General features: G+C 38.7%; 12 protein-coding genes and 2 tRNA genes. 13 read left to right on the forward strand and 1 reads right to left on the reverse strand.

Annotated features, from left to right (window positions below; genetic code table 11):
* Positions 1-2: 2 nt before the first annotated feature.
* A complete protein-coding gene (locus DCS32_RS09040; protein WP_108877975.1) occupies positions 3-812 on the forward strand; it encodes a DNA/RNA non-specific endonuclease in 810 nt (269 codons plus the stop codon).
* Between the two features lie 70 nt (positions 813-882).
* Here the strand turns inward: DCS32_RS09040 and DCS32_RS09045 are convergent, their stop codons facing one another.
* Entirely contained in the window at positions 883-2,025 is a 1,143-nt protein-coding gene (locus DCS32_RS09045; RefSeq protein WP_013750093.1) for an acyl-CoA dehydrogenase, read from the reverse strand.
* Between the two features lie 82 nt (positions 2,026-2,107).
* Here DCS32_RS09045 and DCS32_RS09050 point away from each other — a divergent pair, with 82 nt between their 5' ends.
* From DCS32_RS09050 to DCS32_RS09105, 12 genes are all read left to right on the forward strand, one after another.
* Positions 2,108-3,190: an anhydro-N-acetylmuramic acid kinase gene (locus DCS32_RS09050; RefSeq protein ID WP_108877976.1), complete on the forward strand. Its 1,083-nt coding sequence runs from the start codon at positions 2,108-2,110 to the stop codon at positions 3,188-3,190.
* A gap of 65 nt (positions 3,191-3,255) precedes the next feature.
* Entirely contained in the window at positions 3,256-4,488 is a 1,233-nt protein-coding gene (locus tag DCS32_RS09055; protein WP_108877977.1) for a Glu/Leu/Phe/Val dehydrogenase dimerization domain-containing protein, read from the forward strand.
* A 24-nt stretch (positions 4,489-4,512) separates the two neighbouring features.
* On the forward strand, positions 4,513-5,916 hold the full coding sequence (nhaD, locus tag DCS32_RS09060; protein ID WP_108877978.1) for a sodium:proton antiporter NhaD: 1,404 nt from the start codon (positions 4,513-4,515) through the stop codon (positions 5,914-5,916).
* A 59-nt stretch (positions 5,917-5,975) separates the two neighbouring features.
* On the forward strand, positions 5,976-6,680 hold the full coding sequence (locus DCS32_RS09065; protein ID WP_013750089.1) for a MotA/TolQ/ExbB proton channel family protein: 705 nt from the start codon (positions 5,976-5,978) through the stop codon (positions 6,678-6,680).
* Position 6,681: 1 nt separating this feature from the next.
* Entirely contained in the window at positions 6,682-7,074 is a 393-nt protein-coding gene (locus tag DCS32_RS09070; protein ID WP_108877979.1) for an ExbD/TolR family protein, read from the forward strand.
* A gap of 66 nt (positions 7,075-7,140) precedes the next feature.
* The gene (locus DCS32_RS09075) at positions 7,141-7,974 is read left to right on the forward strand and encodes an energy transducer TonB (protein WP_108877980.1); all 834 of its coding nucleotides are present in this window, start codon (positions 7,141-7,143) and stop codon (positions 7,972-7,974) included.
* 106 nt (positions 7,975-8,080) lie between these two features.
* The gene (locus DCS32_RS09080; protein WP_108877981.1) at positions 8,081-9,298 is read left to right on the forward strand and encodes a bifunctional folylpolyglutamate synthase/dihydrofolate synthase; all 1,218 of its coding nucleotides are present in this window, start codon (positions 8,081-8,083) and stop codon (positions 9,296-9,298) included.
* A gap of 109 nt (positions 9,299-9,407) precedes the next feature.
* Positions 9,408-9,482 (forward strand) — tRNA-Val (locus DCS32_RS09085).
* A gap of 37 nt (positions 9,483-9,519) precedes the next feature.
* Positions 9,520-9,594 (forward strand) — tRNA-Val (locus DCS32_RS09090).
* A gap of 37 nt (positions 9,595-9,631) precedes the next feature.
* Positions 9,632-9,745: a GIY-YIG nuclease family protein gene (locus tag DCS32_RS16360; protein WP_108877982.1), complete on the forward strand. Its 114-nt coding sequence runs from the start codon at positions 9,632-9,634 to the stop codon at positions 9,743-9,745.
* Positions 9,746-9,875: 130 nt separating this feature from the next.
* Complete coding sequence (locus DCS32_RS09100) at positions 9,876-10,766, forward strand: ABC transporter ATP-binding protein (RefSeq protein WP_108877983.1); 891 nt, start codon at positions 9,876-9,878, stop codon at positions 10,764-10,766.
* Between the two features lies 1 nt (position 10,767).
* Positions 10,768-14,451: an ABC transporter permease/M1 family aminopeptidase gene (locus DCS32_RS09105; protein WP_108877984.1), complete on the forward strand. Its 3,684-nt coding sequence runs from the start codon at positions 10,768-10,770 to the stop codon at positions 14,449-14,451.

A 14,451-nucleotide genomic window follows, 5' to 3' on the forward strand; every position in this document is an offset into this window, starting at 1 on the left:
ACATGAAAAGAAAATACACCTATCCATTACTAGTACTATTATTTACACTAGGGTGGTACATATTTGAAAATTATGCTCATCAAGCCATTGATGCGCCAGTTGTAGAGGAAGGAAAGCAGCCTAAATCTACGACAAACACCTATTTTCTACCTACGTCAACTACGGGGCAGATTGTACATCATAATTATTACTCGCTTAGTTATAGTGAGAAAGATGAACAAGCAGAGTGGGTTGCGTACGAGCTTAAAAAAGAACACATCGTAAATGCCGATTTTAAACGCCCATACTTTGAAGTCGACCCTAAGGTAGGGACAAAGTCTGCTCACTGGCGTAACTACAAGAAATCTGGCTATGACAGAGGGCATCTGTGTCCGGCTGGAGATAGAGAGTTTAGCAAGGCGGCTTATGATGAGACGTTCTTGACAAGTAATATTAGTCCGCAGCGGCATGATTTTAATGCTGGTATTTGGAACGAACTAGAACAACAGGTGCGCTATTGGGCAAAAAAGTATGATGGTGTATATGTGGTAACAGGAGGTGTTCTCAAAGATAAAATGGGCGCAATAGGAACAGAAGGTGTGACTGTTCCAGAATCATTTTATAAAATTGTCTATGATCAATCTGGAGGTGATGTAAAAATGATTGCTTTCTTAATGAACCACTCGGCATCAAAAAAGTCATTAAAAACATTTGTAACCTCTGTAGATCAGATTGAGAAACTTACTGGTATTGATTTCTTTCCTGAGCTAGAGGATGGATTAGAGGATAGGCTTGAAGCGAGTACAAGCACCAGCGGCTGGAAGCTTAGATAGTAAAGTGATATTATATAAAATAAAAAATGCGGCAATTGCCGCATTTTTTGTTGATCTATATTGGAAGATTTTATCCTTTAATTACACCTCTTGAGATTACGATTTTCTGGATCTCACTAGTTCCTTCGTAAATCTGAGTAATCTTAGCATCACGCATAAGGCGCTCTACGTGATATTCTTTTACAAATCCGTTTCCACCATGTATTTGCACAGCTTCTACAGATTGTTCCATCGCTACTTTTGAAGCATAAAGCTTAGCCATTGCACTAGACATATCGTAATTGTTTCCTTGGTCTTTATCCCATGCTGCTTTCATTACTAGATGACGCGCAGCTTCAATCTCCACATACATATCTGCTAGTTTAAAAGCGATTGCTTGGTGATTACAGATTTCTGTACCAAAGGCTTTACGTTCCTTAGAGTATTTAAGAGCAAGCTCGTAAGCTCCAGATGCAATACCTAATGCTTGTGCAGCAATACCTATACGTCCGCCAGAAAGAGTTTTCATCGCAAACTTGAATCCAAAACCATCTTCTCCTATTCTATTTTCTTTAGGAACTTTCACGTCGTTAAACTGTAGTGTGTGTGTATCACTACCACGTATTCCTAATTTGTCTTCTTTAGGTCCTACTTCAAAACCTTCCATGCCTTTCTCTACGATAAAAGCATTGATTCCGCGGTGACCTTTTTCTCTATCGGTTTGTGCAATAACTAAATATACATCAGAACGACCACCATTAGTAATCCAGTTTTTTGTACCGTTAATTACGTAGTGATCTCCTTTATCTATTGCTGTAGTAGCTTGTGAAGTTGCATCAGATCCAGCTTCTGGCTCAGAAAGGCAAAAAGCACCCACCATCTCACCAGTAGCAAGTTTAGTTAAGTATTTTTGTTTTTGCTCTTCACTTCCGTAAGCTTCAAGACCGTAACAAACTAAAGAGTTATTTACAGAAACAATAACAGATGCAGAGGCGTCAATTTTAGATAATTCCTCCATAACAAGTACGTACGAAGTAGCATCCATACCAGCTCCACCATATTTTGGATCTGTCATAATACCCATAAAACCTAAGTCACCCATTTTTTTAACGAGTTCATCAGGAAACTGCTGGATGTTATCACGTTCAATAACGCCAGGAAGTAATTCTGTACGGGCAAAATCGCGAGCCGCATCGCGTATCATTATGTGTTCTTCTGTTAAGCTAAAATCCATCGTGTTTGAATTATTAAGAATTATCTAAAAAATCTATACAAAGATACTTGTTTCTTGCCTTTTTCTCAATAGATTTAGTGCTATGGGAGAAAAAAACTATAACGTTATAGGGGTGATGAGTGGGACAAGCTTAGATGGTATTGATTGTGCCTACGCAAAAATCGGTCTTTCTTCATCAAAAGATAACTCAATATATCCATCTTTTACTAGTGATGTTATTGTTGCGAAAACTATTCCCTATCCTAAAAAGTGGAAAGAAATACTTTCTACGGCTCACTTGCTTAGTAGAGAAGAGCTAGATGCGCTTAACGTAGATTATACCGCTCACCTAGCGCAAGTGATTAAGAATTTTATTACCACTAATGACCTTACGGATATTGATGTTGTCTGTTCTCACGGTCATACGGTGCTCCATCAGCCAGATGAGGGAGTTACTTTGCAAATAGGAAACCTGCCAGAAATTGCCACTTTAATTAACCATCGCGTGGTTTGTGATTTTAGGGTGCAAGATGTAGAAATGGGTGGTCAGGGAGCGCCATTGGTGCCTATAGGCGACCAATTAATATTTGGTAATTACGATTATTGCCTTAATCTCGGTGGATTTGCAAATGTTTCTAAAGATGAAAATGGTGTGAGAATCGCTTATGATATCTCTCCTGTAAACGTGGTTCTTAATAAATATGCTCAAGAACTGGGTGAGGAGTATGATGATGGTGGCGCTTTCGCGAAAGCAGGAACCGTACATCAACCTCTCCTCGATAAGCTAAATGACATTCTGTTTTATAGCCTTCCAGCTCCCAAATCTCTTGGGATAGAATGGGTACACGCGCATATTTTCCCACTTATTGAGGCTGTTCAACTTTCTTCGGTAGATGTGCTAGCTACATTTACAGAGCATGTTGCTATTCAGCTTGCGGCGCAGTTTAAAGAAGGCGCTAGTGTACTCGTTACTGGTGGAGGTGCTTATAACACTTATTTATTGGAACGTGTCCGCTTTCGCGAAAGCGTAAAACTCGTTGTGCCGGACGCAAAGTTGGTTGAATTTAAAGAAGCGCTTATTTTTGGATTGTTAGGAGTGTTGAAACTTGAAAACCTCCCGAACTGTCTAGCGAGCGTGACGGGTGCAAGGCATGATCATGCCAGCGGAATGTTATATGAATCTTAAATTATTAACACTTCTTCTACAAGGTGTTTCTAAATTGTATATTTGGGCTTACCTAATCAGAAAGTATGAGAGCTCTTTTACAGCGTTATGAAGATAAATTACCAGAAATAGTTTTCCATTGGAATGACCCAGAAACAGAAGCAGAAGGCTGGGTTGTAATCAATTCATTACGTGGCGGTGCTGCGGGTGGAGGAACACGTATGCGTACGGGTCTGGATATGAATGAAGTACTGTCGCTGGCCAAAACAATGGAAGTGAAGTTTACCGTCTCGGGACCTGCGATAGGTGGAGCAAAATCTGGGATCAATTTTGATCCTAAAGATCCACGTAAGAAAGGAGTTTTAGAGCGTTGGTATAAAGCAGTATCACCATTATTAAAAAGTTATTACGGTACGGGAGGTGATCTTAATGTAGATGAAATACATGAAGTAATCCCAATTACCGAAGAAAGTGGAGTGTGGCATCCTCAAGAAGGAGTCTTTACAGGCCACTTCCAGCCTACAGAGGCAGATAAAATTAACCGCATCGGGCAACTGCGTCAAGGTGTGATAAAAGTGATTGAAAATCCAGTGTATTCTCCAGATGTGACACGTAAGTATACGGTTGCAGATATGATTACTGGATATGGAGTTGCAGAGGCCGTACGTCATTATTACGATATTTATGGTGGTGACGTAAAAGGAAAAAGAGCCGTTGTACAAGGTTTTGGAAACGTAGGAGCAGCCGCAGCTTATTACCTTGCTCAAATGGGAGCAAAGGTGGTAGGAATCATTGACATAGTAGGAGGTTTTATTAACAAAGACGGTTTCTCTTTTGAAGAAATACGTGATATGTACCTCAATAAAACTGGAAATACACTTAACGCAAATGCAGAAGGATTAATTCCATTTGCAGAGATGAATGAGCAAATATGGAATCTTGAAACTGAGATTTTTGCTCCATGTGCGGCGTCTAGACTTATTACAGAAGATCAAATCAATAGCATGATAGGCACTGGACTTGAGGTTGTCTCTTGTGGTGCAAATGTGCCGTTTGCAGATAAAGAAATTTTCTTTGGCCCTATAATGGAGCATACAGATGCAAAAGTGAGTTTAATACCAGATTTCATATCAAACTGTGGTATGGCTCGTGTATTTGCATACTTTATGGAGCGTCGTGTACAAATGACAGATGATGCAATCTTTAATGATACATCTCAAACCATTAGAAACGCTATTGAAAACACGTATAATAACAACAGTAGTAAGCAAAATATAAGCAAAACTGCTTTTGAAATTGCACTAAAAGAATTACTTTAATACTTACAATTAACCAGACAACTTATGGAATCAGTAATTATTCTCATTTTTATCATTGGGTATCTTTCTATAACCCTTGAACATCCTCTTAAACTAGACAAAACGGTACCTGCTTTAATTATGGCATCGCTTATATGGGCCTTCCTTGCGGTAGGTTTCCATTTAGGCTGGTTTGATGTAATTGATACGTATGAAAATGCATATAGCATTTTCCCTAATGGAACCGCCCTCACTGGAGATGCACTGCATGAAGCAGAGCATGGTTTCGACAACACACTTTTACACCACTTAGGTAAAACGGCAGAGATACTTATCTTCCTTATTGGAGCGATGACTATTGTTGAGATTATAGATCTACACCGTGGTTTTGAAGTGCTTAAGGGCGCTGTGCGCACTAAGAGTAAGAAAAAACTATTATGGATTATAGGGATACTAGCATTCATACTTTCTGCTATTATTGATAACCTTACTGCAACCATTGTACTTATTACATTATTACGCAAGCTTATTGTAAATAGAGAGCAGCGTTTATGGTTTGCAGCAATGGTAGTAATCGCAGCAAATGCCGGTGGTGCATGGTCTCCTATTGGAGATGTTACAACGACAATGCTTTGGATTGCAGATAATGTAACTGCAATGGGACTAGTGAAGTTTGTAATTGTTCCTTCTGTAATTTGTTTTGTACTTCCATTTTTAATTGCTTCTTATTTGCCAGCATTTAAAGGCGAGATTATTGTGGACACCACAGAAGACGAAGAAGCAGGTAGACTACTTAGTAGTAAGACCATGCTGTTCTTAGGTCTAGGTATGATTGTATCTGTGCCTATTTTTAAAACTATAACACACCTTCCTCCTTACATGGGAATGATGCTTGCACTAGGAGTAGTGTGGTTAGTATCAGAATATATTCACCCAGAAGAAGATTTTACAAAAGAACGTAAGCACTTATACAGCGCTCACAAAGCATTATCTCGTATTGAGATCTCAAGCATCCTCTTTTTCTTAGGAATCTTAATGGCTGTTGCTGGACTTGAAAGTCTAGTATATGGAGTTTCAGAATCTGGAGATCCAGTGGGAACTTTACGTTACGTAGCCGAAATCTTAAATGGAGCAGTACCAAATCAAGATGTTGTTGTTGTACTCCTTGGTATATTATCTGCAATTATTGATAACGTTCCTTTAGTAGCGGCATCAATGGGTATGTATGAAGCGCCTACAGATAGTTTATTATGGCACTTTATAGCATATTCTGCTGGAACAGGTGGAAGTATGCTTATCATCGGATCTGCAGCTGGTGTTGCAGCAATGGGAATGGAGCGTATCGATTTTATCTGGTACCTTAAGAAAATAACATGGTTAGCATTTATCGGTTTTGCAGCAGGTGCAATTGCTTTTGTTCTTCTTACGGGAGGAACAATGGCATCTTAATCTCGGACAATTTAATATCATAACCATCGTTTCATATTAAAGTCACAACGACCTAATTTATGATTTATACCTTATTACAAGACGGCGCTCAAGATGCAGCAGACGTTCTTACAACAGATGAGCCTGTAGAGCAGACTTTATCAATAATAGACTTGCTTATCACAGGTGGTACAGCAGGAATCATCATAATAGCAGTACTTTTTGTACTGCTATTTGTTGCTATTTATATTTATTTTGAACGCTTATTTGCAATCAAAGCAGCGTCTAAAGTTGATAGCAACTTTATGAATCAAATACGCGACAATGTACAATCGGGTAATATTGAAGGGGCAAAAATTTATTGCGCGCAAGCAAACTCACCTGTATCGAGGCTCACTGCAAAGGGAATCTCACGTATAGGTAGCCCTCTAGAGGATATTAATACAGCAATAGAGAATCAGGGTAAACTTGAGGTGTATAAGCTAGAACGCAATGTAAGTGTACTTGCTACCATAGCAGGAGCTGCACCTATGATTGGGTTTTTAGGAACTGTAATCGGTATGGTACTTGCCTTTCATACACTAGCTACAAGCTCAGGACAAGCAGAAATGGGAACACTAGCCGAAGGTATCTATACGGCAATGACCACAACCGTAGCGGGTCTTATCGTAGGTATAATTGCTTATATGGGTTACAACCACTTAGTAGTGCGCACAGATAAAGTAGTGCACTCTATGGAAGCAAATGCTGTAGATTTCTTAGATCTTCTAAACGAGCCAAGCTAGTATGAACCTGCGCGGAAGAAATAAAGTGAGCCCAGAGTTCAGTATGAGTAGTATGACAGATATTGTCTTTCTATTACTTGTATTCTTTCTCTTAACCTCACCTGCCATTACGCCAGACGCTCTAGACCTAATTTTGCCTAAAGCAAAAGGGAAAACCAGTAATAAACAAAACCTCTCTGTAAGTATTACAAAAGACTTAGATTACTACGTTAATAAAGAACGTGTAAGTGAGAATAGTATTGAAGGGTTTATTACAAGCGAACTTGCAGGAGTAGAAGAGCCAACTATTATTTTAAGAGCAGAAGAGGGGGTTCCTATCGAGAATGCAGTTAAGATAATGGATATTGCAAACCGTAATAAGTATAAAATTGTACTTGCGGTACGCCCTAATTAATTTGCTTACATCTTTTTTTTATACGCTTTCGCGAAAGCTTAATTTTTAATTTTTTCTATTCGTCAATTGGCATTCTTAGATACCATACATAAACGTAAATCCTTTACCATAAGCACTATTGTGATGGCTATCATACTATTGCTCATGTTTGTAGTGGGGATGAAATACCTCGATCCACCTGAAGAAGGAGGGATTGCTGTAAACTTTGGTACGTCTGAGGTAGGTTCTGGTAATGTGCAACCTACAAAACCAATAGCTTCAGCACCTAAAAACACGGCTCCACAGCCTAAGCCTACAGTGCAAGAGCCAGAGATTAAGGATGAGGTAGTAACTCAAAATATTGAAGATGCTCCCGTTATAGAAGAAAAGCCAAAAGAGAAGCCTACGCCAAAGGTTGAAAAACCAAAAGAAAAGCCTATTGAAAAACCAGTAGAGGAGGCAAAGCCAGATCCAAAACCAGATAAATCTACTACGAGTGCTTTAGATGCATTAATTAATGGGCCAAAAAGCAATGGAGCTTCACAAGCAGGAGAAGGTGATGATAACAAAGCGGGAGATAAAGGTGATCCTAATGGAGATCCTAATGCCTCAAGCTACTACGGAACTGGAAAAGGGCTTGATGGTGATGGTAATTACCAATTAGGAGGTCGTAAAGCACTTGGGAAGCCTAAGCGCCAGCAAGAGTGTAACGAAGCAGGTACTGTAGTTGTAAGTATCGAGGTAGATCGTAACGGAAAAGTTATTAAAGCAACTCCTGGAGTACGTGGGACTACTAATAATACTCGCTGTCTTCTTGAGCCAGCAAAAGCCGCAGCGCTAGCAACAAAGTTTAATGCAGACTCCGGTGCGCCGTCCAAGCAAATAGGAAAAATAGTATATCGTTTTAGTCTCTCAGACTAATAGGTTTTTTCTTATTAATGGAGCGATTTATAATGCTCTCAGTTTTTCACATTAATTACCTAGGTAATATCTACCTATCTTTACATACATTTAAAAGCGACCCACTATCACTTACCAAGAAACTTTAGATTGGCTATTTGCGCAGTTACCGATGTATCAGCGCAAAGGAGCAGCTGCTTATAAAGCAGATTTGGATAATATTAAATTATTATCAGAATACCTTGGCAATCCACACACTCAGTTTAAAGCTGTACATGTGGCGGGAACTAATGGTAAAGGTTCTACAAGTCATATGTTGGCATCTGTATTGCAAGAAGCTGGATATACGGTAGGTTTATACACGTCTCCACATCTCAAAGACTTTAGAGAGCGCATCAAAATTAATGGTGAGATGGCAAGTAAGCAATTTGTCATGGGGTTTGTAAAAAAGCACAAAGCCTTTTTTGAGGAGCACCAACTGTCATTTTTTGAGATGACGGTAGGAATGGCTTTTTCTTATTTCGCAACCAAAAAAGTAGATATTGCTATTATTGAAGTAGGCTTAGGAGGTAGACTAGATGCTACTAATATTATAACGCCTGTATTGTCTGTTATTACTAATATTGGTATTGATCATACTCAATTTCTGGGCGATACATTACCACTTATTGCCGCCGAAAAAGCGGGAATTATAAAAGAAGGTGTTCCAGTAGTGATAGGAGAGTATCATGAGGAGACAGAAGATGTTTTTAGTACGCTTTCGCGAAAGCGTAACGCAACACTATACAAAGCCTACGATTTTGATTTAATGTCTATGCAGTCAGATTTGATAGGTTCATACCAGAAACATAATATTAGAACCGTTCAAGTAGCATTTTCAGTATTACAAGGCGCAGATTTTCATGTAGGAATACAGCACATTGCAAAAGGACTTAAAAATGTAGTTAAGAATACAGGGCTTCTAGGTCGATGGCAAATATTACAAGAATTGCCAAAGGTGATTTGTGATACAGGGCACAATAAAGAGGGGCTGACTTATGTCATGGAGCAGCTAAGTAAGGAGAAATATAAAAAATTACATATTGTATTAGGTGTAGTGTCGGATAAGGATCTTGGGAGCATTTTGCCTCTTTTTCCAAGTTATGCAACTTATTATTTTTGTAAACCAGATGTGCCGAGAGGAATGGAGGTACAATTGTTAAGAAAAACGGCAGAGACTCACCGATTGAATGGAAAAGCGTATCCTAGTGTAAAAGAAGCCTTTAGTGCTGCAAAAAAGACCGCTGGCGCAAGCGATCTTATATTTATAGGCGGGAGTACTTTTGTGGTAGCAGAAATTATTTAATTTTTCTTCAAAAAGATTTCAAACTATTAAACTTTAGTTCTATATTTGCACCCGCAATAAGAGAAAGGCAGTAGTCAAGATTTTATTGTCACCTGATTATAAAATATTGGGGCGCATAGCTCAGTTGGTTCAGAGCACTTGGTTTACACCCAAGGGGTCGGGGGTTCGAATCCCTCTGCGCCCACAAACAAGAAGCGACACTCTTGTATAAAAAAATAGTCGGGCGCATAGCTCAGTTGGTTCAGAGCACTTGGTTTACACCCAAGGGGTCGGGGGTTCGAATCCCTCTGCGCCCACAAAGGCTTCCAGAAATGGAAGCCTTTTTTCGTTTGTATGAGTTTTTACGTTTACATATTATTTTCTTCTAGCCTCAATCGATATTACATTGGTTCAACTAATGATCTAGAAGAACGTCTCAAAAAGCATTCTTTTATAAAATTAAATTAAAGGGCGAGATTTTCTCAAAGCAATGTGTACTCAAATAGGCTGTCTTTAGCTATTTCTTCTTTATTTATATAATTACTTGTAACAAACTCCATATAAGTCATACCTATGCTACAACTAAAAAGCAACAGGTATGATTCTCAGTTTAAAGAATGTTTCAAAAACATATAGCAATGGTGTAAAAGCCTTAGATGATGTCACTATAGATATTAAGGCAGGAATGTTTGGTCTTTTAGGACCTAACGGTGCAGGAAAATCATCTCTTATGAGAACCATTGCCACGCTTCAAGAACCAGATACAGGAAGTATAGAGTTTAATGGACTTGATATTCTTAACAATAAAATTGAGTTTAGAAAAACCTTAGGCTATTTACCACAAGAATTTGGGGTGTACCCAAAAATGAGCGCAAGCGACCTCTTACATTATTTTGCAAGTTTGAAAGGGATTACAAATAAAGCAGAGCGCAATGCAATTGTAGATAAAGCACTTGAGGTTACTAACCTTAGTGATGTGCGCGATAAGCACGTTGCAGGCTACTCTGGAGGGATGAAACAACGTTTTGGTATTGCACAACTCTTACTTAATAATCCTAAACTTATTATTGTAGATGAGCCTACTGCTGGACTAGATCCTGCAGAGAGACATCGATTTTTAAATGTATTACGTGAGATAGGGACTAATCACATTGTTATTTTCTCTACGCATATTGTAGATGACGTTAAGGAACTATGTACTGATATGGCAATTCTCAATGGAGGAAGAATCTTATCTCAGAGCACACCAAAAGAGCTAGTACAAAGTCTATCTGGTCATATCTGGAAGATAAGTGCTTCTAGAGATAAAATAGATGAGTTACAAAAGCAATACAATGTGATTTCTTCAAGCTTTAATGATACCAATGATTTAGATGTGAGAGTCTATAGTACAACCTCGCCAGGAGAAGGTTTTGAATCTGCTGTTGCAACCTTAGAGGACGTATATTTTACTACGTTAAATCAGAACCAACCTGAAAACGTACAGTAATATGTTCAGCACAATATATCTACACGAAATAAGAACGTGGTTTAAGAAACCGCTTTTTTACATTTTTGCAGCAATTATGTTTTTACTAGGTGTCTTGATTATGGCAGCTGGTTTAGGCGTGTTTAGTAGTGATAATGTCACAGTAACGAGCAATGTATATCTTAATAGTCCGCTGGCAATAACAGGCATTTTATCCCAGCTGGCATTGTTGTCCTATTTATTAATTCCATCAATTACTGGAGGAACTATAGATAGAGATTTTAAAAATAACATGCATAATGTATTGTACTCTTATCCTCTTACAAAGGTGCAGTACCTTCTAGCAAAGTTCTCTGCAGCAATAACGGTAAATCTTTGTATCGCCGCTGCGACCATTTTAGGATTACTGATAGGTTCTATATTACCTGGCGCAAATGAAGAACTCTTGGGGCCTTTTGGACTATGGAATTACGTGCAGCCGTTTGCTTTTATCATTTTTCCTAACGTACTTTTTTATAGTGCGATAGTTTTTGCTATTGTGGTGTTTACACGTAATATGAATATAGGTTTCATGTCCATACTTACCATGATTATCATACAGCTTATCGCTACAAGCATGGCTGATAATGCAGATGATAAATTCTGGTTCTCATTATTAGACCCTATGGCAAATGTGGCACTGGCAGATGCTACAGAGTACTGGACTCCAATTGAGCAAAATAACCGCTCTATCCCTATGGTGGGAGCATTGCTGTATAATCGTTTGTTATGGGCGGCGATTTCGTTTGCAATTTTATTTGGGATTATAGCACGCTTTAATTTTTCTCAACATGCAATGACCATTCGTCTTTTCAAGAAAAAGACGGTAAGAGCAACTAAGAAAAACTTTAGTGAAGTAAGAAACATTGAAATGCCAGCAGTATCTACAGATTTCTCTTTTGTAGGGCAGTTAAAAACATTGTGGCTATTGGTTAAAAGTGACACTAAATATATCATTACAGGCTGGCCCTTTATTATTATCAGTTTTCTAGCCATTGTACTTACCATTGTAATGATGAGTTTTTCTCAGCTCATTTTTAACACGGCTATATTACCAAAAACGTGGACCATGCTTGCAGAGCCATCTGCATACATTATCATATTTTCATTTTTACTTATTCATCTGTATGCTGGATTCTTGATGGATCGCTCTAGGGCAGCTCATCTCAACCAGATAGTCGATGTAACGCCTACAAAAGACTGGGTATTTCTAGTGTCAAAAGGGATATCGCTATTTCTTATGACAGGCTTTTTACAAGTAGTACTTATTCTTTGTGGTCTAGCATTTCAAACGGCAAATGGCTTTTATGATTACCAGATAGACCTTTATGTATTTCAAGCTTTTTTTATCAATATCTGGAAGTATATTCCGTGGATTTTGATGGCGCTTTTGGTGCATACCTTGATTAAAAATAAATGGCTTGGCCTAGTAACTTTATTAGTGCTTGCTGTCGCGATTCCGCTATTGCAAAGTGCAATTGGAGTAGAGCAGGCTATTTATGATTTTAATTCGGGTGGTACACCTAGCCCTTCAGATTTTGATGGTTATGGTACGGTGTTGCCTCGTTTCTATACGTTTAGGGTGTATTGGATTTCATTTGGCGTTATTCTTTTAATGGCAGCTATCTTATTCTACAGACGCGGTGTGGGGACCAATGTAAAAGGTCGTATCGCTTTCGCGAAAGCGAGATTATCTACACCCATCATAGCAACAGCAGTAGTTTCTCTAGCAATATTTTTAGGTATAGGTAGCTACTCTTGGTATGTAAATAACGTGGAGAATGAATTACTCACAGGAAAAGAACGTGAAGAACTACGCGTACAAGCCGAAAGAGACTTAGGAAAGTATGCAGGAATACCACAACCTAGACTTATTGCTGTAAATACCTTTATGGATATGTATCCGAAAACCAGAGACTTTAAGGCGGGAGCCACCTTCACGATGGTTAATAAGGATAGTGTAGCCATAGATACCTTACATGTGAACCTCACAGATTACCCTACAGAAATCACGCTAGATAGAGATGCAGAAGTGGTTTATGATAATGAAGATTACAACTATAAAATGTATGCTTTTAGTAAGCCTATGAAGCCTGGAGATACTTTAGTGTTTAAGTTTACCATGCATAATGAGGAGAACAAATTTCTAGATGATAAGTCGCCTATTTCTACTAATGGAACCTTTGTCAACTATGGTATGTTTCCTTCTATAGGCTACAATGATAATTTTGAATTAAGAAACACACAACTACGTGAAAAGTATGAGCTAGCACCTAAGGACCGCTTACCAGATCCAAATGCTCCAGGGGCAAGAGATCGTAGTTATATAGGTGGTTATAGTGACTGGATAGACTTTGAGGCTACATTAAGTACTTCTCCGGAGCAAATAGCGATTGCGCCAGGCTATCTCATTAAGGAGTGGGAAGAAGATGGAAGAAAGTATTTCCACTACAAAATGGATTCAAAAATGCTCAATTTCTATTCTTTCTTAAGTGCAGAATATGAAGTGATGCGAGAAGAATACCAGGGGATTAATCTTGAGATTTATTACAATCCTGGTCATACGTATAACCTTGATCGTATGATGAATGGTATGAAAAAGGGGCTTGCTTATTACAACGAGAATTATACACCTTACCAGCATAAACAAGTCCGTATCATAGAGTTTCCTAAGGCTTATGGAAGCTTTGCACAGGCCTTTGCAAACACAATCCCTTTTAGCGAAGGGGTAGGTTTTGTGGCAGATGTAGATGATGAGGATCAAGATGCGGTTGATTATCCGCTCGCAATAACGGCACATGAGCTAGCACACCAGTGGTGGGCACATCAAGTAATAGGAGCACAGGCTAAAGGAGCTACACTGCTTTCAGAAAGTATGTCTGAGTATAGTTCGCTCAAGGTGCTTGAGAAAACCTATGGTAAAAACCAGATGCGTCGTTTCTTAAAAGACGCGATGGATGGATATCTTACGGGTAGAACTGGCGAGCAGATTAAGGAGCAGCCGTTAATGTATAATGAAAATCAACAGTATATTCATTACCAGAAGGGATCATTAGTATTATATGCTATGAGCGATTACTTAGGAGAAGATGTCTTTAACGGTGTAGCAAAACGCTTTGCCGAGAAATATCAATTTAAAGGACGTCCTTACCCTGTAGCAACAGAATTTGTGGCAGATATAAAAGCAGTGACGCCAGACTCGCTCAAATATCTAGTTACAGATATGTTTGAGACCATCACGCTATATGATAACAAAGTAGAAGATGCTACATATACACAATTACCAGATGGTAACTATGCTGTGCATATAGATGCGATTATAAGCAAGTATCGTTCTAAAAAGAAAGGTAAAAAAGAATACAAGTCTATCGCGGGCGATAGCCTTTCCTTTACACCGGAGGGTGAGGAGGATGCAATTGCATCATTACCACTAGCAGATTATATTGAGCTAGGAATTTTTGGCGAAGAGGATGAGGAAACAGGAGCAGAGAATGTGCTGTACCTTAAGAAAGTCAAAGTGAGTGATATCAATAATAGTTTTGATATTATAGTAAGTAAAAAACCAGTAGAAGCTGGAGTAGATCCTTTCAATAAATTAATAGACCGTCGAGGTAGCGATAATCGAATGAAGGTAAAAGAAGCGCTAGACAATATTACGAGTAAGTAA

It is taken from the genome of Dokdonia sp. Dokd-P16 (assembly GCF_003095655.1).
GTDB lineage: Bacteria > Bacteroidota > Bacteroidia > Flavobacteriales > Flavobacteriaceae > Dokdonia.